We start from the raw sequence: 20729 nt of genomic DNA on the forward strand, positions 1-20729 counted from the left end.
ACCGCATCGTTTCCCTGATGGCTCAATGCAGCCCAAGGAAATCGATAATCTGTGTGAAATGATTCTCAAAGCCCACAAAGGCATGGTTTCCGCCCTCTTCCACTGTCTGACGGCAGGCATCGTAATATGCCACCGCCTGGCGGTAATCCAGCACTTCGTCCCCGGTTTGTTGTAGCAGCCAGATTAAATCCGGCGCTTCGAGCGGGTCAACTTGCATCACTTTGAGCTCGTAAATATGGCGAGACTCTAGCACATATTGCTGCCCTGTGTAGGGGTTCTCGTTATTGCCAAGATAATCTGCCAGCAATTCAAATGGTCGCACCGCGGGATTCACCACCACCGCAGGCAACATGAAACATTGCGAAAGCCAGGTGGCGTAATAGCCGCCGAGCGAAGAGCCGACGATACCGAGCTGTTTTCCGCCCTGCGCCAGCACCAGTGATTCCAGCAATTCTGCCGCCGCAGCGGGATAAGGTGGCAGTTGCGGCACAATCACGTTGATCTCCGGGTGATGCTGCGCCAGCCATTGCGAAAGCAGCGTCGCCTTGGCGGAACGCGGCGAGCTGTTAAACCCGTGCAGATAAAGGAGCGTGGACATCAGTAACCTTCTGAAGCGGTATCCGGCCTGAACTGGGTGCTTTCCAGACGGCAAACTTCTGTGTGCAACGTTCCGTCCGGGTAGAGATCCAGCCAGCGCCAGCCGGGCGCGATGGTATCAAGCGTAAAGTTGGCGCAGTGCGGTTTAAACTGGACGCAGGTCGATGGCGTCGCCAGCAGACGGCGGCCGTTCCAGTCGAGATCCAGCTCCTGGTGAATATGCCCGCACAACAGATACCGCACCTGCGGAAAACGCTGTAGCACGTTATCCAGTTCACCCGCGTTACGCAGGCTGTGTTGATCGAGCCAACTGCAGCCGGAAGGGAGTGGATGATGATGGAGCAGCAATAAGGTGTGGCGCTGCGGGCTGTCGGTGAGTTTCTTCTCCAGCCAGTCAAGCTGGAACTCGCTCAATTCACCGTGCGGTACGCCAAACACCTGGCTGTCCAGCAGCAGAATTTGCCAGTGCTCGCCGACAAAAACGCGTTTCGCTGGCGAGATCCCCGCATCCTGCAGCGTGCTGTACATGGCGGGCTGGAAATCGTGGTTACCCGGCAGCCAAACACAAGGCGCGTCAAAGCTTGCGATGCCATCAGCGAAAAGCTGATAAGCCGCAGCGGTATGGTCCTGTGCCAGGTCGCCGGTGGCGACAATAAGATCGCATTCACGCTGCTGAGAGCGGATAGCCTCCAGTACCGCCTGATAGCTTTCCCAGGTATTCACCCCTAACAACGTTTCATGCTTTTCGGCAAACAGGTGAGAATCAGTTATTTGTAATACCCTCACTCTGGGCTCACCCGCCAGAGAGAGGTTTAACAGGCTTTCCAAATGGTGTCCTTAGGTTTCACGACGCTAACAAACCGGAATCGCCATTGCTCCATGTGCTAAACAGTAACGCAGCCAATCGGCCAAAAACTGGTTAATTTGATGCTTTTCGTCGCGTTGATGCAACTTTTTATTCGGATAATCATAACGCGCTTTGAAACGAAAGATCTGCTGACTCGAACACACTTCAGCCACCATCGCATCGTGATAAAGGCGCACCGTCATTGACGGCAAGCTCCAGTAACTAATTGATGGCGCGGTCTGTTCAATTTCCACAAGCGTAGTGTAGCGGGTGGACTCGACTATCGTTAACCGGTACTGCGCGTTGGTCACCTGATAGCTCACCGTTTCGCCCGCTGCGTCATTACGCGGCAGCAAGCGGCGCAACTGGGCGAAATTGGTTTCGCACAGGCGCATCATTTCTGGGAAGTCAGGTGTATAACGCTTCATTTTTTCCACTCGTTTCGTAAGCTCTCATGATGCAGTTGCAGCCATTGCAGGGCAATGACAGACGCTGCGTTGTCGATTTTCCCCTCTTCTACCCACTGGTAAGCCTGTTCCCGGCTCACCACATGAACACGAATATCTTCGTTTTCATCCACCAGACCATGAATACCCGAGGCCTGCGTGGCATCCACTTCGCCCACCAACACGGCGGAACGCTCGCTGGTGCCGCCAGGGCTTGCCAAATAACTCAACATTCTTTTCACACGACCAACGTGCAGACCGGCCTCTTCGATGGCTTCGCGACGCACAACATCTTCATCGCTTTCGCCCTCTTCAATCATGCCGGCCACCATTTCGAGTAACCATGGGGTTTCGCTGGTATCAAACGCCGCAATGCGGATCTGTTCGATCAGCACAACTTCGTCGCGCACTGGGTCAAAGGGTAGCAAGACTGCGGCATGACCGCGTTCAAAAATTTCACGGCGGACTTCACCGCTCATTTCGCCATTGAATAAACGGTGGCGAAAGCGGTATAGATCGAGCGAAAAAAAACCGCTATAGAGTGTTTCCCGTGCAATAATTTCTACATCGTTTTTTGTGAAAGTCACTGCGGATGTTACTGGCTTACTCATGGGCGGCGTCTCTTTTGAAATAATGACAAAACAGTTGATTTCAAGCCTGTATAGCTATCGTTTCAAGTGCTATGTGATAGATTGATGCATATTTACGCCGATGGCACGTTACGCCAAGCTGAAGCGGTGCCACTATCTGGTAGAATCGGCGATTATTTTTTCTAATTTAGACCAGCGCTAATACTGCTTCACAACAAGGAATGCAAATGAAGAAATTGCTCCCCCTCCTTATCGGCCTGAGCCTGACCGGCTTCAGCGCCATGAGCCAGGCAGAAAACCTGTTACAGGTTTATCAGCAGGCGCGTTTGAGCAACCCGGATCTGCGTAAATCCGCCGCTGACCGCGATGCTGCTTTTGAAAAGATTAACGAAGCGCGTAGCCCGTTACTGCCTCAGCTTGGTTTGGGTGCAGATTATGACTATTCCAATGGCTACCGTGACAGCAAAGGTGTCAATTCGAATGTCACCAGCGCTTCCCTGCAGTTAACGCAAACCATTTTTGATATGTCAAAATGGCGCGCCCTGACGCTGCAGGAAAAAACCGCGGGTATTCAGGACGTCACCTGGCAGACCGATCAGCAAACGTTGATTTTGAATACGGCCACCGCCTATTTCAACGTATTGAGCGCCATTGATACGCTTTCCTACACTGAAGCACAGAAACAGTCTATCTACCGCCAGTTGGATCAAACGACCCAACGCTTTAACGTTGGCCTGGTCGCCATCACCGACGTGCAAAACGCCCGCTCGCAGTACGATACCGTTCTGGCGAACGAAGTGACCGCGCGCAACAACCTCGACAACATGGTGGAAGCGCTGCGTCAGGTCACCGGGAATTACTACCCGCAACTGGCCTCGCTGAACGTCGACAACTTCAAGACCGATAAACCGCAAGCCGTTAATGCGCTGCTGAAGGAAGCGGAAAACCGTAACCTGACGCTGTTGCAGGCGCGTCTGAGCCAGGATCTGGCGCGCGAGCAAATTCGCCAGGCGCAGGATGGTCATTTGCCAACGCTGAATTTAACCGCCTCTACAGGTGTTTCTAACACCTCTTACAGCGGCTCCAAAAGTGCGCAAAACCCGGATGTTGACGCCGGCCAGAATAAAGTGGGTCTGAGCTTCTCCCTGCCGCTGTATCAGGGTGGCCAGGTGAGTTCGCAGGTCAAACAGGCGCAGTACAACTTTGTTGGCGCAAGCGAGCAACTGGAAAGCGCGCACCGCAACGTGGTGCAGACCGTGCGCTCCTCCTTTAACAACGTGAATGCCTCCATCAGCAGCATCAACGCCTACAAACAGGCAGTGGTTTCTGCCCAGAGCTCTCTGGATGCGATGGAAGCGGGTTACTCCGTGGGTACGCGTACTATCGTCGATGTGCTGGACGCGACCACCACGCTGTATAACGCCAAGCAGCAGCTCTCCAGCGCACGTTACAATTACCTGATCAACCAGCTGAACATCAAAGCCGCGCTGGGTTCGTTGAACGAGCAGGATCTGCTGGCGCTGAACAGCACGCTGGGTAAACCGGTCGATACCTCGCCGGAAAGCGTCGCGCCTGAAAATGCGCAGCAGGCAGCCAGCGTTGATAACTTCAACGGCAACGCGCAACCTGCCGCCGCACGCACCAGCGTGAAACGTTAAGCAGTACTTTTCGACAACGGGGGCATCCAGCCCCCGTTTTTACGTAAGGCAACGTAAAGGCCTCCCCTCCTTGCTTTAACTTCCCTCCCTCATCCTCTATCCTGAGCGTTTACTCATGCCTTTGGGGTCCAGGAATATTACAATGAAACGGACAAAAAACATCCAACATGCGACGTTCCGCAAAAGCTGGAGCGCGCGCCATCTAACGCCTGTCGCGCTGGCGGTTACCGCCGTTTTTATGCTGGCGGGTTGTGAAAAAAGTGACGAGACAGTTTCCCTTTATCAAAACGCGGATGATTGCTCATCGGCGAACCCGGGGAAAAGCGCGGAATGTACCGCCGCATATAACAACGCGCTGAAAGAAGCCGAGCGTACCGCACCGAAATATGCCACGCGTGAAGATTGCGTTGCCGAGTTCGGTGAAGGTCAGTGCCAGGCAGCACCGGTGCAGGCTGGCGTAGCGCCGGAAAACCAGGCACAGGCGCAGTCCAGCGGCAGCTTCTGGATGCCGCTGATGGCCGGTTACATGATGGGCCGTATGATGGGTGGCGGCGCAGGCTTTGCGCAGCAGCCGCTGTTCAGCTCGCGTAACCCGGCCAGCCCGGCTTACGGTCAGTACACCGATGCTTCCGGTAAAGGCTATGGCGCAGCGCAGCCTGGCCGTACCATTAACGTGCCGAAAACGGCGATGGCACCGAAACCGGCGACCACTACCACGGTAACGCGCGGCGGCTTTGGTGAGTCTGTGGCGAAGCAGAACACCATGCAGCGTAGCGCCAGCGGTACAACCACCCGTTCAATGGGCGGCTAAGCGCCATGGAAAGAATCAGTATTACCGAGCGCCCGGACTGGCGCGAAAAAGCCACCGAGTACGGCTTCAACTTTCACACCATGTACGGCGAGCCGTACTGGTGTGAAGATGCCTATTACAAGCTGACGCTTGCACAGGTTGAAAAGCTGGAAGAGGTCACCGCAGAATTGCACCAGATGTGCCTGAAGGTGGTGGAGAAAGTCGTTGCCAGCGATGAGCTGATGGCGAAGTTTCGCATTCCTAAGCACACCTGGAGTTTTGTGCGCCAGTCATGGGCCACGCATCAGCCCTCTTTGTATTCGCGCCTCGATCTCGCCTGGGATGGCGTGGGCGAACCTAAGCTGCTGGAAAACAATGCTGATACGCCGACTTCGCTGTATGAAGCAGCGTTTTTTCAGTGGATCTGGCTGGAAGATCAGCTCAACGCCGGCAACCTGCCGCAAGGCAGCGATCAGTTCAATAGCCTGCAAGAGAAGCTGATTGAGCGCTTTGCCGAGCTGCGTGAGCAGCACGGTTTTCAGCTGCTGCATTTCACCTGCTGCCGCGATACGGTCGAAGATCGCGGTACGGTGCAATATTTGCAGGATTGTGCGGCAGAAGCAGAGCTGGCCTCCGAATTCCTTTATATCGAAGATATTGGTCTCGGGGAAAAAGGCCAGTTCACGGATTTGCAAGACCAGGTGATTGGTAACCTGTTTAAGCTCTATCCGTGGGAATATATGCTGCGCGAAATGTTCTCGACCAAGCTGGAAGACGCAGGCGTACGCTGGCTGGAACCCGCCTGGAAAAGCATTATCTCCAACAAAGCACTGTTGCCAATGTTGTGGGAAATGTTCCCGGATCATCCGAACCTGTTGCCAGCTTATTTTGCCGAAGACGCGCACCCGGAGATGGAAAAATACGTTGTTAAACCTATTTTTTCCCGCGAAGGCGCCAATGTGTCAATCATTGAAAATGGCAAAACGGTCGAAGCCGTTGAAGGGCCGTATGGCGAAGAAGGCATGATCGTGCAACAGTTCTGCCCGCTCCCCAAATTCGGCGACAGCTATACGCTGATTGGCAGCTGGCTTATCAACGATCAACCCGCCGGGATCGGCATTCGCGAAGATCGCGCATTGATAACGCAGGATCTCTCCCGCTTCTATCCGCATATCTTTGTGGAATAAGAGAAAACCCGGCAACGCAGGCCGGGTTTTTTATTGCCTTACAACACGCCAAACAGCTTCGGCAGGAACAGCGAGATCGCCGGAATATAGGTCACCAATAGCAATACAAGGAACAGGATCAGATAGAACGGCAACATCGCTTTTACCACCTGTTCGATCTTCTGCTTACTGACCGCACTGGCGACAAACAGCACCGATCCGACAGGCGGGGTGATCAATCCAATTCCCAGGTTCACCAGCATGATCATGCCAAAATGTACCGGATCGATGCCCAGTGCATTGGTCACCGGCAGCAGCACCGGCGTCAGGATCAAAATCAGCGGTGCCATATCCATCAGCGTGCCGAGCAACAGCAGCATGATGTTAATGCACATCAAAATAACGTATTTGTTATCCGAAATTTGGGTAAAGGCTTCCGTAATGCGAGCGGGCAATTGCATATAGGTCATTACCGCCCCGAACGCGGCCGCAAAGCCAATCAGGATCATCACGATCGTCACCGTTTTAACGGTGCGGTACATCAGTTTAGGCAGTTCCGACCATTTGTAATCGCGGTAAATAAACATGGTGACGAAAAAGGCCCACAGGCAGGCGATCGCCGCTGACTCTGTCGCAGTGAAAATCCCGGACAGGATACCGCCCATGATGATCACCACAGTCATCAGCCCCCACAGCGTATCCACGAAGATCTTCAACGCCTGGCGAAACGGCACGCGCTCCCCTTTTGGATAGCCGCGTTTATGGGCGAATGCTACGCACATCACCATCAGTGTAAAACTGAGCAACAGCCCCGGCAGGATCCCGGCGATAAACAGCGCGGCAATAGAAACCGTACCGCCCGTCGCCAGCGAGTAGATCACCGAGTTATGGCTCGGCGGCGTTAAGATCGCCTGCACCGAGCCGCTGGCGGTGACCGCGGCGGCAAAATCACGCGGATACCCTTTTTTGTCCATTTCCGGGATCATCACCGAACCGATCGAGGCGGTATCTGCCACGGACGATCCGGAAATTGCGCCGAAAAATGTGGAAGCGACTATATTTACCAACGACAGTCCGCCGCGAATAAAGCCGACAAAGATATAGGCGAAATTCACCAACCTCCGGGCGATCCCCCCTTCGGCCATGATCGCGCCCGCGAGAATAAAAAACGGGATCGCCAGCAGCGAGAACTTATTCACGCCGTTCGTCAGCTGGATCATCACCGCTTCCAGTGGAATATCGATATACCACGCGCCCAGCACCGCGCTAATGCCCACGGCGTAAGCCACCGGTACACCCACCGCCAGCATAATAGCCAGCGTAAAGAGCAGAATAAATGCATCCATAAACGTTCCTTACGGGATGTGATCGGGGATTAGCTCGACGAACCCAGCATCACCACCAGGCGGTGATATTGCGCGCCAAAAAGCATTTTTTCGATAATAAACAAGATGGTAATGGCAGAACCGACAGGCAGCGGCAAATAGCTTTCTCCTGCGGTAAAGAGCGGGAATTCGGCGACCGGTTGTTCCCATAATTCCGCGCATAACGCAGTGCTGTACCAGAGAATAAAAACGCTGATCGCCAGCAGCATCACCTCCGCAATCACAAAGCAGATTTTGCGCAGCGGTTCGCTTAAACGATCGGTAACCATACTGACTGCAATATGCGAACCCGCGCGGTAACTCACGGCGGCACCAATAAAGGTAAAGGTCACCATGCAAATAATGGCGACCGGCTCCGGCCACGATAACGCGCTGTTCATGACGTAGCGGGCGAAAATGCCCACCGGAATAATCGCCACCATAATTAACAGCGCCAGACCTGCAATCCACATCGATATCCGGTACAGAATATCCATCAACAACGAATAGCGTTCAGCCATAGCAGTTTTCCCGGTGAAAGTTGCAAGTGGGCAGAACACAAAACGCGCCTGCCCGGCAAAAGTTATTGCACTTGTTGAATACGGGTAATCAGCTCCTGATGCTCTTTGCCGTATTTATCACGAACCGGTTGTGTCGCTTCAAAAAACGCTTTGGTATCGATGTCATGGAATTGCACGCCGCCCGTTTTCATCGCTTCCAGCGATTTTTCGTTATAGGTTTTCCATAATTCTCGCTGCTCAGCTTGGGCCTCTTTCGCCAGTTTCAGAATTAATTCCTGATCCTCTTTTTTCAGCTTGTCCCATTTGGCTTTTGAGAACAAAAACAGCTCGGGAATAATAAAATGCTTACTCCAGGTATAATTTTTGACGACCGGTAAATAGTTATGCGCAACGAAAGTAGGCGGGTTATTTTCCGTACCATCGATCACGCCGGTTTGCATTCCGCTGAACACTTCACTAACCCCCATCGCCACCGAGTTAGCGCCCATCGCTTTAAGGGTATCGAGCGCAATTGGGCTGCCCTGCACGCGGATCTTCATACCCTTAAGATCTTCCGGCTTAGTGACTGGCGCTTTGGTGATCAGGTTACGCGTCCCGGCGTCCATCCAGCCCAGGAAGATCAGCCGTGATTTGCTGCTTTCCGACAGGCGGTTACCAATTTCCTGGCCAATCATGCCATCCAGCACTTTGTGCATATGGTCTTCATCGCGGAAAATATAGGGCAGCGTAAAGACATTTATCTCCGGTAATATCGCCGCCACTGGCGTCATAGAGACACGAATAATATCAATGGCGCCAATTTGTGCCTGTTCAATGACTTGCTTCTCATCGCCTAATACGCCGCCTGGAAAGGTCTTAATATCCAGCCGACCGTCTGTCGCCTTACTGAGCTTTTCCCCCATATGTTTTACCGCCACCACATTGGGGTAGTCGGCGGGGTGAACATCGGCAGCGCGAAAGGTTTGGGCGACAGAGGCGTGGGAGATAAACAGCAGAGCGGAACTAATACAGACTTTCAGTAAGGTTTTCGCTGAGTTCATATTTCCGTGTCTCCAGAGGGTTTATTTTTTAGGCGCAAAAGACCGACCGCGAACAGAATGTTCGTGGCATTACACCGGATTGTTTTTATGGGTATGTCTGAAAAACAGACATTCTGAAGCGTAGTCACTCAGGTGGGTTATTGCGACGATGATGTTCACAAAAAGAGCCGAAATTCAGCACGGCGTTTCATTTTTGTAGCGAAGCTCTTTTTATTTTCAAAAAAACCGTATTTCAGGTGCTTTTTTTTGCGATCCTCCTCGAAGTTTTCCATTTTCAGGCAAAAAAATGGCGCATAACGCGCCATTCATTTAGCCAACCTGCACCGAGAGCATACTGAGCGATCCCATCTCGAGACCATCGACCGGTATCGACACAGGTTCCCTGCCATCCCATGCGCCAAGCACATACAGCAACGGCAGGAAGTGATCCGGCGTCGGGTTAGAGAGCGAACCACCTTCATGGTCAAGATAATTGACCAACGGATGCTGCTCGGCTGGCCCCTGCCAGGTCAGGTTCTCTTTCACATAATCATTGAACGCAATGGCCCACGGATACGGCGTATTTTCGCCATGCCAGCGCGCAGTACGCAGGTTATGTACCACATTACCGCTGGCCACCAGCATAATACCTTCATCGCGAAGTGCCGCCAGTTTGCGCCCCATTTCGAAGTGCCATGCCGCCGGTTTAGTGCTGTCGATACTGAGCTGCACCATCGGAATATCCGCGTTCGGGTACATTTTAATCAACACGCCCCATGAACCGTGGTCAAAACCCCAGGCTTCTTTATCCAGCGTTACCGGCACTGGCGAGAGTAATTCCACCAGGCGTTGCGCCAGTTCCGGCGAGCCCGGAGCAGGGTAATGCGTATCGTATAACGCCTGCGGGAAACCGCCGAAATCATGGATAGTTTTCGGCGCTTCCATAGCGGTCACGCCGGTTCCGCGAGTAAACCAGTGCGCGGATACCACCACAATCGCTTTCGGGCGTGGCAGCGTCTCGCCCAGAGCGCTCCAGGCGCGGGTATAAACGTTATCTTCCAGCACATTCATTGGGCTGCCGTGGCCCAAAAACAGTGCAGGCATGCGAGGTGCTGACATGGTGATATCCTTACTGAGTGTGTCTATTTTGATAAACGTAGATTACGCTTTTTCGGCGGGTGAAGAACTCAGATAACCATGATGAAGATCATCAGTAATTTTGAATGTAAGGAATGCGTAAAGGCCGCCACTCCGTCTCGCTTTTTTTGCAACAAAATCTTAGATTAATGAGAATGATTATCATAAAGGAGTAACTTATGTCAGTACCTTTGATTCTGACCATCCTGGCAGGCGCGGCGACGTTTATTGGCGCGCTTCTTGGTGTTATCGGCCAGAAGCCCTCAAACCGCGTACTGGCGTTTTCGCTCGGTTTTGCCGCCGGGATCATGCTGCTTATCTCACTGATGGAGATGCTGCCCGCCGCGCTGGCAACGGAAAATATGTCGCCCATGCTCGGCTACGGCATGTTTGTGGTCGGGTTGCTGGGCTATTTCGCACTGGATCGCCTGCTGCCGCACGCGCATCCGCAAGATTTAATGCAGGGCACACAGCAAACTTTTCCGCGCGGCATTCGCCGTACCGCCATTTTGCTGACGCTCGGTATCAGCCTGCATAACTTTCCAGAAGGGATCGCCACTTACGTTACCGCCAGTAACGACCTGGAACTCGGCTTTGGCATCGCTTTTGCGGTCGCATTACACAATATTCCTGAAGGACTGGCGGTTGCAGGGCCGGTCTATGCGGCGACCGGGTCAAAACGCAGTGCGGTTTTCTGGGCGGGTATTTCAGGTATGGCGGAAATCCTTGGTGGGGTGCTGGCGTGGCTGATTCTGGGAAGCCTGGTATCACCGGTAGTGATGGCGGCGATTATGGCTGCAGTCGCCGGGATCATGGTAGCGCTGTCGGTCGATGAGCTGATGCCGCTGGCAAAAGAGATCGATCCCAATAACAACCCAAGCTATGGCGTGCTGTGCGGCATGTCGGTGATGGGATTAAGCCTGGTGGCGTTACAGGCGATGGGGTTTGGCGGGTAAGTCAGAGTGATGACGGGCAGCGGTGTATTAATCGCCCTGCCCAACGCGCCGGTGTTTTTTCAACTCCTCCACCACGCGTAAATAACCTTTATATATCGCTTCCCGATCATGACGGCAGGCTTTGCAATTACGTTTAAGCACGTGGATATAACCAAAGACAATCACAACAACAGCCACAATCCAATACCAGGAAATGAACACATTGCCTCCGTCATATATTCGGCAAAAATTGCTTCACAAATTAATTACAAAGCCACTTAAATGGAACGAGTTAGAAAAATCTCAAATCCCTTTTAATACTCGCTGTAGCGCTTACCACTTTATAAGTAGAACAATTCATTTTCAATGCGTGATGACCAGAAGCGCGCCAAACTTTGATGCAGGACAGGCAAAAAAATCCGCAGCTCTTGGCTGCGGATTTTTACGGAGAAGGTTAACTGTTAGCTGGCTTTGCGCTCATGTTCCTGGCGATAAGCCACCAGGTCTTCAATCGTCACTACCGCCATATTGTGCTGTTTCGCAAACGCGATGCATTCCGGGGCGCGCGCCATTGAACCATCATCATTGGTTAATTCACATAGCACACCCGCCGGTTTGAAGCCTGCCAGCGTCACTAAATCGATAGTCGCTTCTGTGTGACCACCACGGGTCAGCACGCCACCCGGCTGCGCACGCAGCGGGAACACGTGACCAGGACGGTTCAGATCGGACGGTTTTGCGCCATCGGCAATCGCCGCACGAACAGTAGTAATACGGTCAGCCGCCGAAACGCCGGTGGTTACGCCATGCGCCGCTTCAATGGTCACAGTAAAACCGGTGCCAAATGCGCTGGTGTTGTTCTCTACCATCATTGGCAGATCGAGTTGTTTACGGCGTTCGTCGGTCAGGCACAGGCAAACAATGCCGCTACCGTGGCGAATGGTCAGTGCCATCTGCTCAACGGTCATGGTTTCGGCGGCGAAAATCATGTCGCCTTCGTTTTCGCGGTTCTCGTCATCGAGCACCATCACACCGCGGCCTTCGCGCAGCGCGGCAAGCGCGTGTTCAATACGTTGGAAAGGCGTGCCAAAAGAAGAAAGCAGCGTCTGATTCATGGTAAAAGACCTCAATAAAGTTATGGTTACCAGAATCAGGGCAGTCTTAGGAGTGTCGCAATGCGGCAAAAAAATAACGCGAGCGGGCGTCATTGCCCGACAGATTCGTTACTCTCTCCCATCCGGACTTTAACCGTCGGCCCCGGAATTACACCGGATCTGCTGACCTTCAGGCGTTAACCTGAAGCGCTCGCGGGCTTTCAGCATGCGCTGATTTACCGCCGGTGGGGAATTTCGCCCCGCCCTGAGAATAAGCGCGATAACTATAACGCCATTGATAATCTTCGGCAATGCATAAGCTTCAAACAATTCTGGTTTATCACCTGGGGTTATCACACTACAATAACCCTATGAGCCTATCCGAACAGGGACCCCAACATGATTGATCCGAAGAAAATTGAACAGATTGCGCGACAGGTTCACGAATCCATGCCGAAAGGGATCCGTGAGTTTGGGGAAGACGTTGAAAAGAAAATCCGTCAGACGCTGCAATCGCAGTTAACCCGCCTCGATCTGGTGAGCCGTGAAGAGTTTGACGTGCAGACGCAGGTTCTGCTGCGCACCCGCGAAAAACTGGCGTTGCTGGAACAGCGCCTCAGCGAGCTGGAAAGCCGCAGCAGCGGCAACGTCACCGAAGTGAAACCGGCCCCCGCCATTCCACCGGTTGATGAACAATAGTAAAAAGCCCTCATAAAGAGGGCTTTTTCTTTTCACCATTCACCAGCAGCGCCGTTATTGGCTGTCTTTCTGGATCTTTTTGATGATGTTGGTGGTTGAGCAGCCGTCTTCAAAGTTGAGCACCAGCACTTCCCCGCCGTTCGCCCACACATCTTCGCTGCCCGCGATCTGTTCGGGTTTGTAATCACCACCTTTCACCAGCAGATCCGGCAGGATCCCGGCAATCAGACGCTGCGGCGTATCCTCTTCAAACGATACCACCCAGTCCACCGCCTCCAGCGCGCTCAGTACAATCATGCGCTGCTCCAGCGGGTTCACCGGACGGGTTTCCCCTTTCAGGCGTTTGGTGGACGCGTCGCTGTTAACCGCAACAATCAGGCGATCGCCCAGTTTGCGCGCATTCGCCAGATAAGAGACATGCCCGGCATGCAAAATGTCGAACACGCCGTTGGTCATCACCACTTTCTCGCCGCGCTTACGCGCCGCCGCGACAGCGACTTTCAGTTCGTCTTCCGTCATCACACCGAAGCCGGTTTCCGCACGGCCACGCACGGCATTTTCAAGCTCGATTGGCGACACGGTTGAGGTACCGAGTTTACCGACCACCACGCCTGCGGCCGCGTTGGCGAAGTAGCACGCCTCTTCCAGCGAATTCCCGGCCGCCAGCGTCGCCGCCAGCACGCCAATCACCGTATCGCCCGCACCGGTGACGTCATACACTTCCTGCGCCTGGGTCGGCATATGCAGCGGCGCTTTGCCCGGCTGCAACAGCGTCATCCCCTGCTCGGAACGGGTAACCAGCAGCGCAGAGAGCTCGTAATCGGCAATCAATTTCATGCCGCGTTCCACGATCTCATCTTCGCTTTTGCACTTCCCGGCCACCGCTTCAAACTCGGACAGGTTCGGAGTCAGCAGCGTGGCACCGCGATAGCGTTCAAAATCCGTGCCTTTCGGATCGATAAGCACCGGCACACCGGCTTTGCGGGCCAGCGCGATCATCTGCTGAACACTTGCCAGCGCCCCTTTGGCGTAATCGGACAGCACCAGTGCGCCAATGTTGCCAAGTGCCTGGCTGATGCGTTCATGCAGCGGTTGCGGATCAACCCCTTCAAAACCTTCTTCAAAATCCAGGCGAATCAGTTGCTGGTTGCGCGACAGCACGCGCAACTTAGTGATGGTTGGATGCGTCGGAACAGAAACGAAGTCACATTTAACGTTAACATCCGCCAGCGCTTTGCTCAGCGCGCGCGCCGCATCGTCAATGCCAGTCAGACCAACCAGACGCGCCGTTGCGCCCAGCGAGGCAATGTTCATCGCCACGTTTGCCGCACCGCCCGGTCGCTCTTCAATGGTATCGACTTTCACAACCGGGACTGGCGCTTCCGGAGAGATACGGCTGGTTGGACCGTACCAGTAACGATCCAGCATCACATCACCCACCACCATTACACCGGCTTGCTTAAACTCTGGCAGCGTCACTTTCATTCCTGTCTCCTGAGAGATACAAAATTTGCGCGCGATGATATCACACTTACGCCGGGGCGCACGGTTCCACCAGCCACTTGTTCCAGCTGGTTTTGATAAGCGCACGCTCAGCGACAAAACAGGAGAGCGCCACATGTCCCGGCAACTCTTGCAGCGCCAGGTGGTGCAGCTCATCACGCAATGTGGTGTACGCCAGCGTCAATGCCTGCGCTTCCTGCTCATCCATGATGCCGTTTTGCGCCAGCCCTTCAAGGATGCGCACGTTATCCGACCAGCGCGTCAGTTTCGGCTTGTCATGGGCAAAACGCAGTACCAGATATTGGGCGATAAACTCAATATCGGTGATACCGCCTTCATCGGCTTTCAGATCGAAGCGGTCTTTGTGCTTGTTGCCAAGATGGGCACGCATTTTCTCGCGCATTTCGCGCACTTCGGTTTGCAGCGTAGTGGCGTCGCGCGGCGTCATCAGGATATCGCGGCGAATGGCATCAAACTCGGCGGTCAGTTGCGGATCGCCATACACCACGCGCGCGCGGGCCAGCGCCTGATGTTCCCACGTCCATGCTTCGTTTTTCTGATAATCAGCGAACGATTCCGCAGTGGTCACCAGCATTCCCGCAGCGCCAGATGGGCGCAAACGCGCGTCGACTTCATAAAGAATGCCGGACGATGTGCGCGTGCTGAACAAATGCATCACGCGCTGTGCAAGTCGCAGATAGAACTGGCGACCATCGATTTCACGCTCGCCATCAGTCATCACATCCATCGGGCAGTCGTGCAGGAACACCAGATCCAGATCGGAACTGTAACCCAGCTCCCAGCCGCCCAGTTTGCCATAACCGACCACCGCGAAACCGCGCCCTTCGCGATCGTGCAGATGCGTCGGCTGGCCGTAACGCGCCACCATCTGCCCCCAGGCTTGCTGCACCACCGCATCAATAATCGCTTCCGCAAGCCAGGTTAAGTGATCGCTCACTTTCATTACTGGTAACGTACCGGCGATATCCGCCGCCGCCACGCGCAGCAACTGCGCCTGTTTAAACTGCCGCAGCGCCTCAAGTTGTTGCTCTTCATCCTCTTCCGGCACGCGCAGCAGGTATTGGCGCAGCTCATCGCGATAGGCGTTCATCGCCGTCGGTTGATAGAGCGTGTTCGGGTCGAGCAGTTCATCGAGCAGGATCGGGTAGCGCGCCAGTTGGCTGGCAACCATCGGCGAGGCGGCGCACAGGGAAATGAGGTGTTTCAGTGCGCCAGGGAATTCACTCAGCAGCTCAAGGTATGTGGTGCGGGTAATAATCCCGGTAAGCAGCGGGGTCAGGCGCGACAGCGGCACTGGCGCATCGTCACGCGAGCATACATCGCTGAGCAGATGCGGCATTAAGTGATCGAGCACCTGCCGCCCGCGCGGGCCAATAGTGCGTTTATCCATCTCTTTGCGAAAATCGGCAATCAGCGCCACTACGCGGCGGCGATCGTCCTCTGCGAGATGCGCCAGCACAGGCGTAGAATCCTCTTCCTGCAGCGCATCCTGCCACAGTTCGCGCCAGCTCTCAGAGAGGGCATCTTCCGGCGAATCCGTTTCATCATCGCCAATCAGTTCGTTAAAGATCCGGCGCACCGCCGACATATGTGCTTCCAGCGTTTCGCTCAGCGCTTCCCAGCTCTCTTTACCCATTCCCCAGGCGAGGCGCGCGCGATTCAGTTCATCGCCCGGCAGCGTCTGTGTCTGTTCGTCATTGATGCTCTGCAGCAGGTTTTCCAGCCGTCGCAGCCACAAATACGCCTCGCGCAGTCGGGTTGCGTCGCCATCCGGCAGCAGATGCAGTTGATCAATGGCCGCAAGCGTCGGCAACAGCGAACGCGATTGCAGCGCAGGCTCGCGACCGCCGCGAATCAGCTGGAAAACCTGGACGATAAATTCAATTTCGCGGATCCCGCCAGCGCCGAGTTTTATGTTGTCCTTCAGGCCACGGCGACGCACTTCGCGGGCAATCATGCCTTTCATGTTGCGCAGGGACTGGATCACGCTGAAGTCGATATAGCGGCGGAAAACAAACGGGCGCAGCATTGCGCGCAACTCTCGCGCATGGTCGCCGTCGTTGTCGCCCATAATGCGCGCTTTCACCATCGCGTAGCGCTCCCAGTCGCGCCCCTGCTCCTGGTAGTAATCTTCCAGCGCGGCAAAGCTCAGCACCAGCGGGCCGCTGTCGCCAAACGGGCGCAAGCGCATATCGACGCGGTAGACAAAGCCATCCTGCGTTGGCTGGTCGAGGACTTTAATCAGCCGTTGACCAAGGCGGGTAAAAAACTGCGCATTATCCAGTTCACGGCGTCCGCCGCGCGTTGCGCCATTTTCCGGCCAGGCAAAAATCAAATCGATATCGGATGAGAAATTGAGTTCGCCGCCGCCCAGTTTGCCCATACCGAGCACCAGCATCGGCTGCGGCACGCCTTGCGGATTGCACGGCGTTCCCCACTCACGGCAGCAGGCGTCATAGAGCCAGTCGCGCGCGGCAACAATCAGGGTTTCCGCCAGCACGCTGAGCTGTTGCAGGATATCCTCTTCCGCCACCAACTGGAGCGCCTGGCTCCAGGCGATGCGCACCATGATGCGACGGCGAAACAACCGCAGCGCGCGCATCAGCGAGGCTTCATCGGTGATACCCTCCAGCGCCGCCTGCAGCCACTGCGCATAGTGTTGCCACTCATTCGCCGGCGGCGGCGCGCTTTCAAGCTCTGCCAGCCACTCAGGATGCGCGATGATGCTGTCCTGAACAAAATCACTAAAAGTGAGCACTGACTGCGCCTGCGCGCTCAGTGGCTGCGCGGTGAGCGCTTCCGGCAGACGAGAAAAAACCGTTTGCCAGTGTTGCGACAATCCTGCGTGGTGCGGCATGCGAAATATCCTTTCGTTAACGTTTTCCGCTGTGCAACCAGAACGGCTCCTGGGTAATCGCGGTATTACGGAAATGTTCGATTTCGACTCTCTGGCGCGTTTCAATGGCGTGCTGAAGCCCCTGCCAGTTTTCCAGCCACTCCACGGCGCGTGCGCGATCGTAATGCCCGGCCATCAGTAACACGCTGTCGATATCACGCGCCAGGCGCGGCAACTGGTCGCGATAGCTGTCGCCCAGCGGCTGGGCAAAGGCTTTTTTCAGCTCGGCGGCGCAGCGTGACAGATGGACATCGGCAAAGCGTTTAAAGGAGTCGGCGAATTTGGCCTGCGCTTTTTCATCAAGGAAGGTTCGCCAGCCCTGCGTCACTAACCACTCGGTGAGCACCAGTTTCGCCAGGGCTGACTGCGCGCTCCACACCGCCGTATTCGCTGAAACGGCAGACGTAATGGTCGCTTCAGACTGGGTCAGCAGATCACGTAAGTGAGCGCTCGCTTTGCGTGGGACAATACCGCCAAACAGCGCCAGCGTGTGGCGCAGCAAGGCAATGGCGCTCAGAACATCGGCTTTCGCTTTCTCATTTCCTCGCACCCACAGCTCTTCATGGTATTGCCATTGCGACAACGCCAGTTCCAGCGCGGCGGCAAAAGCCTGCTCAACGCTGGCCTTGGCAGGGGTTTGCAGAATCGCCGTTGGGCGGCGTTCGCGCACGGCATTGCCCTGCGCCAGGTGGTAACCGCGCGCCGCTTTGCTCAGGCTACCCTGACGCAGCCCGGAGACATTCACCAGCTGGCGCGCCAGCTTGAGGATATCCGCCGGAGAACCGCTCAGCAGTTCCAGCTCCAGTTCGCAAATCGGCTCAACAAATTCACCCGCTTTGACTTCGCCTAAATCAAGGCCAATCTCAATGCGGCTCTCGCCAACGTTAACCAGCCATTTTTCACGGTAGAAATCGGTGCTAAACAGCGGCTGCACTCGCGCCTGTAAATCTTGCGGAAGTACGCCATCAGGCCATACTTCTGCCGGGAAGCGCGCCAGATCGAGTTCCGGCTGGGTAAGCGGAATATTGTATTCAGGCCGCTGATGCAAACCGCCAATTACCCGCCCGGCGATTTTCATCGTCATCTCGTACTGACCGTCAAAACCGCGGATGCGCAGCCCCATATCGTGGCCGCGCAGCCAGTTATCCGGCGTCTCGTAATAGATGTTGAGTAACTGGCTGGACGCGATATGTTCTTCGGTCAGCGTGTGCAGAAGTTGACGAAGCGTTTCCACGCTATCGCTCTTCACGATAAACTTTAATTCGATTTCCTGAGCCATGGCCTTGCACTTATGGTTATGTCACATCAGTGAAAATTTCGGCGAACTAACGCGCCCGATGTTTGTCAGTAGATAGTATTTTGCGTCAAATTGCCATGCAATGCGCAATCTGACGGGTGCAAAAGTTCGCGTAAGTGCGCAGTTTGACCTGGAAGATTCCGATTGATGCCAGCAGCCGGGTGTCGTCAGACTGTTGCCACTGTTTATCACTCACGTTTAATGAAAATAATGACTGCCTGATGCCAAAATTACGCCTGATTGGATTAACCCTTTTTGCACTTAGCGTGTCTGTTGGTACCCACGCCGAAGAAAAACGTTATGTTTCCGATGAACTGAATACCTGGGTACGTAGCGGCCCGGGCGATAATTATCGCCTTGTCGGCACGGTAAATGCCGGCGAGGAAGTCACGCTGTTGCAGGAAAACAGTGATTACGGCCAGGTGCGCGATAGCACCGGGCGTACCGCGTGGATCCCACTGAAAGAGCTGAACAGCCAGCCAAGTCTGCGCACCCGCGTGCCAGAGCTGGAAAACCAGGTGAAAACGCTGACCGATAAACTGAGCAATATCGATAATACCTGGAACCAGAAAACCGCTGAGATGCAGCAGAAAGTCGCCCAGAGCGATGGCGTGATTAGCGGTCTGAAAGATGAAAATCAAAAGCTCAAAAATGAGTTAATTGTGGCGCAGAAGAAGGTGAATGCCGCGAACCTGCAACTCGATGACAAACAGCGCACCATCATTATGCAGTGGTTTATGTATGGCGGCGGCGTGCTGGGCGCGGGCCTGATCCTCGGCCTGTTGTTACCGCATATGATCCCCACCCGTAAACGCAAAGATCGCTGGATGAACTAAGCAGATTCGCCATCTTCTCTACACTTACGTATTATCTGTCGGCAAATGTGTAGAGGAGAGTGGCGGCGTGAAGAGTTATCTGGTCGGTGGTGCAGTTCGTGATACGTTGTTGGGCCTGCCGGTCAAAGACAAAGATTGGGTTGTTGTCGGCGCGACGCCGCAAGAGATGCTCGACGCGGGCTACCAGCAGGTAGGCCGCGACTTTCCTGTATTCCTCCACCCGCAAAGCCACGAAGAGTATGCGCTGGCGCGTACCGAGCGCAAATCTGGCTCCGGCTATACCGGTTTCACCTGTTATGCCGCGCCAGACGTGACGCTGGAGCAGGATCTGCTGCGCCGTGATTTAACCGTGAACGCGCTGGCGCAAGATAGCCAGGGCGAGATTATCGATCCCTATGGCGGCCAGCAGGATCTGCGTAACCGCATTCTGCGCCACGTCTCCCCGGCTTTTGGTGAAGATCCGCTGCGCGTGTTACGCGTCGCGCGCTTTGCCGCCCGTTACGCGCACCTTAGCTTCCGTATCGCCGATGAAACGCTGGCTCTGATGCGCGCGATGACCGATGCGGGTGAACTTGAACACCTGACACCCGAACGGGTGTGGAAAGAGACCGAGAGCGCGCTGCAAACCCGCAATCCGCAGGTTTATTTCCAGGTGCTACGCGATTGCGGTGCGCTGAAAGTGCTGTTCCCGGAGATCGACGCGCTGTTTGGCGTACCGGCACCGGCGAAATGGCATCCGGAGATCGATACAGGTGTGCACACGTTAATGACGCTCTCGATGGCGGCGATGCTCAGCCCGCAGGTGGATGTGCGTTTCGCCACGTTGTGCCACGATTTAGGCAAAGCGCTGACGCCAAAATCGCTCTGGCCGCGCCATCATGGGCACGGCCCGGCGGGCGTTAAACTGGTCGAGGGGTTGTGCCAGCGGCTGCGCGTACCCAACGAGATCCGCGATTTAGCCAAACTGGTGGCGGAGTTTCACGACCTGATCCATACCTTCCCCATTTTGCAGCCGAAAACCATCGTCAAATTGTTCGATTCCATCGACGCATGGCGTAAACCGCAGCGTGTCGAGCAAATCGCACTGACCAGCGAAGCGGACGTGCGTGGGCGCACCGGTTTTGAAGCCTGCGACTATTCGCAGGGGCGTTTACTGCGTGAAGCCTGGGAAGTGGCGCGCGCCGTGCCAACGAAAGCAGTCATAGAGGCAGGGTTTACGGGAGCAGAAGTGCGGGAAGAACTGACGCGTCGACGGATTGCAGCGCTGGCGGTCTGGAAGGAACATCGTTGCCCTCAGCCGAAAGACTGAGGGC

At 54.9% G+C, this 20729-nt stretch carries 19 protein-coding genes and 1 riboswitch; of the genes, 7 read left to right on the forward strand and 12 right to left on the reverse strand.

The genetic code is table 11. The features are described from left to right. Nucleotides 1–22 precede the first annotated feature (22 nt). From yqiA to nudF, 4 genes are read right to left on the reverse strand one after another with little or no spacing between them, the layout of a single operon-like run. Nucleotides 23–598 (reverse strand): esterase YqiA, encoded by a 576-nt coding sequence (yqiA, locus tag AAIG26_RS15075; protein ID WP_020455283.1) that lies wholly within the window; start codon nt 596–598, stop codon nt 23–25. Next, the gene (gene cpdA / locus AAIG26_RS15080) at nt 598–1425 is read right to left on the reverse strand and encodes a 3',5'-cyclic-AMP phosphodiesterase (RefSeq protein WP_044489489.1); all 828 of its coding nucleotides are present in this window, start codon (nt 1423–1425) and stop codon (nt 598–600) included. The genes yqiA and cpdA overlap by 1 nt, the downstream gene beginning before the upstream one ends. Nucleotides 1426–1449: 24 nt before the next feature. Continuing rightward, nucleotides 1450–1872: a DUF1249 family protein gene (locus tag AAIG26_RS15085; RefSeq protein ID WP_020455285.1), complete on the reverse strand. Its 423-nt coding sequence runs from the start codon at nt 1870–1872 to the stop codon at nt 1450–1452. Further along, nucleotides 1869–2501, reverse strand: a complete 633-nt coding sequence (nudF, locus tag AAIG26_RS15090; protein ID WP_020455286.1) for an ADP-ribose diphosphatase — start codon at nt 2499–2501, stop codon at nt 1869–1871. Before nudF ends, AAIG26_RS15085 begins: the two co-directional genes overlap by 4 nt. A gap of 206 nt (nt 2502–2707) precedes the next feature. Between nudF and tolC the strand changes: the two genes are divergently transcribed. The 3 genes from tolC to AAIG26_RS15105 all read left to right on the forward strand — a co-directional run bounded on the left by tolC (nt 2708) and on the right by AAIG26_RS15105 (nt 6115). After that, the gene (gene tolC, locus AAIG26_RS15095; protein WP_020455287.1) at nt 2708–4138 is read left to right on the forward strand and encodes an outer membrane channel protein TolC; all 1431 of its coding nucleotides are present in this window, start codon (nt 2708–2710) and stop codon (nt 4136–4138) included. A 142-nt stretch (nt 4139–4280) separates the two neighbouring features. Beyond that, the gene (locus AAIG26_RS15100; RefSeq protein ID WP_020455288.1) at nt 4281–4949 is read left to right on the forward strand and encodes a DUF1190 family protein; all 669 of its coding nucleotides are present in this window, start codon (nt 4281–4283) and stop codon (nt 4947–4949) included. A gap of 5 nt (nt 4950–4954) precedes the next feature. Then, nucleotides 4955–6115, forward strand: a complete 1161-nt coding sequence (locus tag AAIG26_RS15105; protein WP_020455289.1) for a glutathionylspermidine synthase family protein — start codon at nt 4955–4957, stop codon at nt 6113–6115. A 38-nt stretch (nt 6116–6153) separates the two neighbouring features. On the opposite strand, the gene AAIG26_RS15110 is transcribed toward AAIG26_RS15105, so the two are convergent. The 4 genes from AAIG26_RS15110 to ygiD form a co-directional block, all read right to left on the reverse strand. After that, the gene (locus AAIG26_RS15110; RefSeq protein WP_097406053.1) at nt 6154–7440 is read right to left on the reverse strand and encodes a TRAP transporter large permease; all 1287 of its coding nucleotides are present in this window, start codon (nt 7438–7440) and stop codon (nt 6154–6156) included. 29 nt (nt 7441–7469) lie between these two features. Next, nucleotides 7470–7979, reverse strand: a complete 510-nt coding sequence (locus AAIG26_RS15115; protein WP_343180882.1) for a TRAP transporter small permease — start codon at nt 7977–7979, stop codon at nt 7470–7472. A 62-nt stretch (nt 7980–8041) separates the two neighbouring features. Next, nucleotides 8042–9019, reverse strand: coding sequence for a TRAP transporter substrate-binding protein (locus AAIG26_RS15120; RefSeq protein ID WP_020455292.1), 978 nt, complete (start codon nt 9017–9019; stop codon nt 8042–8044). A gap of 309 nt (nt 9020–9328) precedes the next feature. Continuing rightward, nucleotides 9329–10117 carry a 4,5-DOPA dioxygenase extradiol gene (gene ygiD / locus AAIG26_RS15125; protein WP_020455294.1) on the reverse strand — a complete coding sequence of 263 codons (789 nt, stop codon included), beginning with the start codon at nt 10115–10117 and terminating at the stop codon, nt 9329–9331. Nucleotides 10118–10314: 197 nt separating this feature from the next. Here ygiD and zupT point away from each other — a divergent pair, with 197 nt between their 5' ends. Next, nucleotides 10315–11091, forward strand: coding sequence for a zinc transporter ZupT (gene zupT, locus AAIG26_RS15130; protein ID WP_020455295.1), 777 nt, complete (start codon nt 10315–10317; stop codon nt 11089–11091). Between the two features lie 440 nt (nt 11092–11531). Here the strand turns inward: zupT and ribB are convergent, their stop codons facing one another. After that, nucleotides 11532–12185: a 3,4-dihydroxy-2-butanone-4-phosphate synthase gene (ribB, locus tag AAIG26_RS15135; protein ID WP_020455297.1), complete on the reverse strand. Its 654-nt coding sequence runs from the start codon at nt 12183–12185 to the stop codon at nt 11532–11534. A gap of 106 nt (nt 12186–12291) precedes the next feature. Further along, nucleotides 12292–12441, reverse strand: a riboswitch (FMN riboswitch). A 122-nt stretch (nt 12442–12563) separates the two neighbouring features. Here ribB and ubiK point away from each other — a divergent pair. Beyond that, nucleotides 12564–12863 (forward strand): ubiquinone biosynthesis accessory factor UbiK, encoded by a 300-nt coding sequence (gene ubiK, locus AAIG26_RS15140; protein ID WP_020455298.1) that lies wholly within the window; start codon nt 12564–12566, stop codon nt 12861–12863. A 54-nt stretch (nt 12864–12917) separates the two neighbouring features. On the opposite strand, the gene hldE is transcribed toward ubiK, so the two are convergent. From hldE to AAIG26_RS15155, 3 genes are read right to left on the reverse strand one after another with little or no spacing between them, the layout of a single operon-like run. After that, nucleotides 12918–14348, reverse strand: a complete 1431-nt coding sequence (gene hldE / locus AAIG26_RS15145; RefSeq protein WP_343180883.1) for a bifunctional D-glycero-beta-D-manno-heptose-7-phosphate kinase/D-glycero-beta-D-manno-heptose 1-phosphate adenylyltransferase HldE — start codon at nt 14346–14348, stop codon at nt 12918–12920. Between the two features lie 46 nt (nt 14349–14394). Next, nucleotides 14395–17244 (reverse strand): bifunctional [glutamate--ammonia ligase]-adenylyl-L-tyrosine phosphorylase/[glutamate--ammonia-ligase] adenylyltransferase, encoded by a 2850-nt coding sequence (gene glnE, locus AAIG26_RS15150; RefSeq protein WP_160268644.1) that lies wholly within the window; start codon nt 17242–17244, stop codon nt 14395–14397. A gap of 16 nt (nt 17245–17260) precedes the next feature. Beyond that, on the reverse strand, nt 17261–18562 hold the full coding sequence (locus AAIG26_RS15155) for an inorganic triphosphatase (protein WP_343180884.1): 1302 nt from the start codon (nt 18560–18562) through the stop codon (nt 17261–17263). A 239-nt stretch (nt 18563–18801) separates the two neighbouring features. On the opposite strand from AAIG26_RS15155, the gene AAIG26_RS15160 reads away from it, so the two are divergent. Both AAIG26_RS15160 and AAIG26_RS15165 read left to right on the forward strand, forming a co-directional pair. Continuing rightward, nucleotides 18802–19416 (forward strand): TIGR04211 family SH3 domain-containing protein, encoded by a 615-nt coding sequence (locus AAIG26_RS15160; RefSeq protein ID WP_020455302.1) that lies wholly within the window; start codon nt 18802–18804, stop codon nt 19414–19416. 67 nt (nt 19417–19483) lie between these two features. Then, nucleotides 19484–20725, forward strand: a complete 1242-nt coding sequence (locus tag AAIG26_RS15165; RefSeq protein WP_343180885.1) for a multifunctional CCA addition/repair protein — start codon at nt 19484–19486, stop codon at nt 20723–20725. The last annotated feature ends 4 nt before the right edge of the window (nt 20726–20729 follow it).

Origin of the sequence: Kosakonia sp. PSU_27, from assembly GCF_039409795.1 — a bacterium.
Lineage (GTDB): Bacteria > Pseudomonadota > Gammaproteobacteria > Enterobacterales > Enterobacteriaceae > Kosakonia.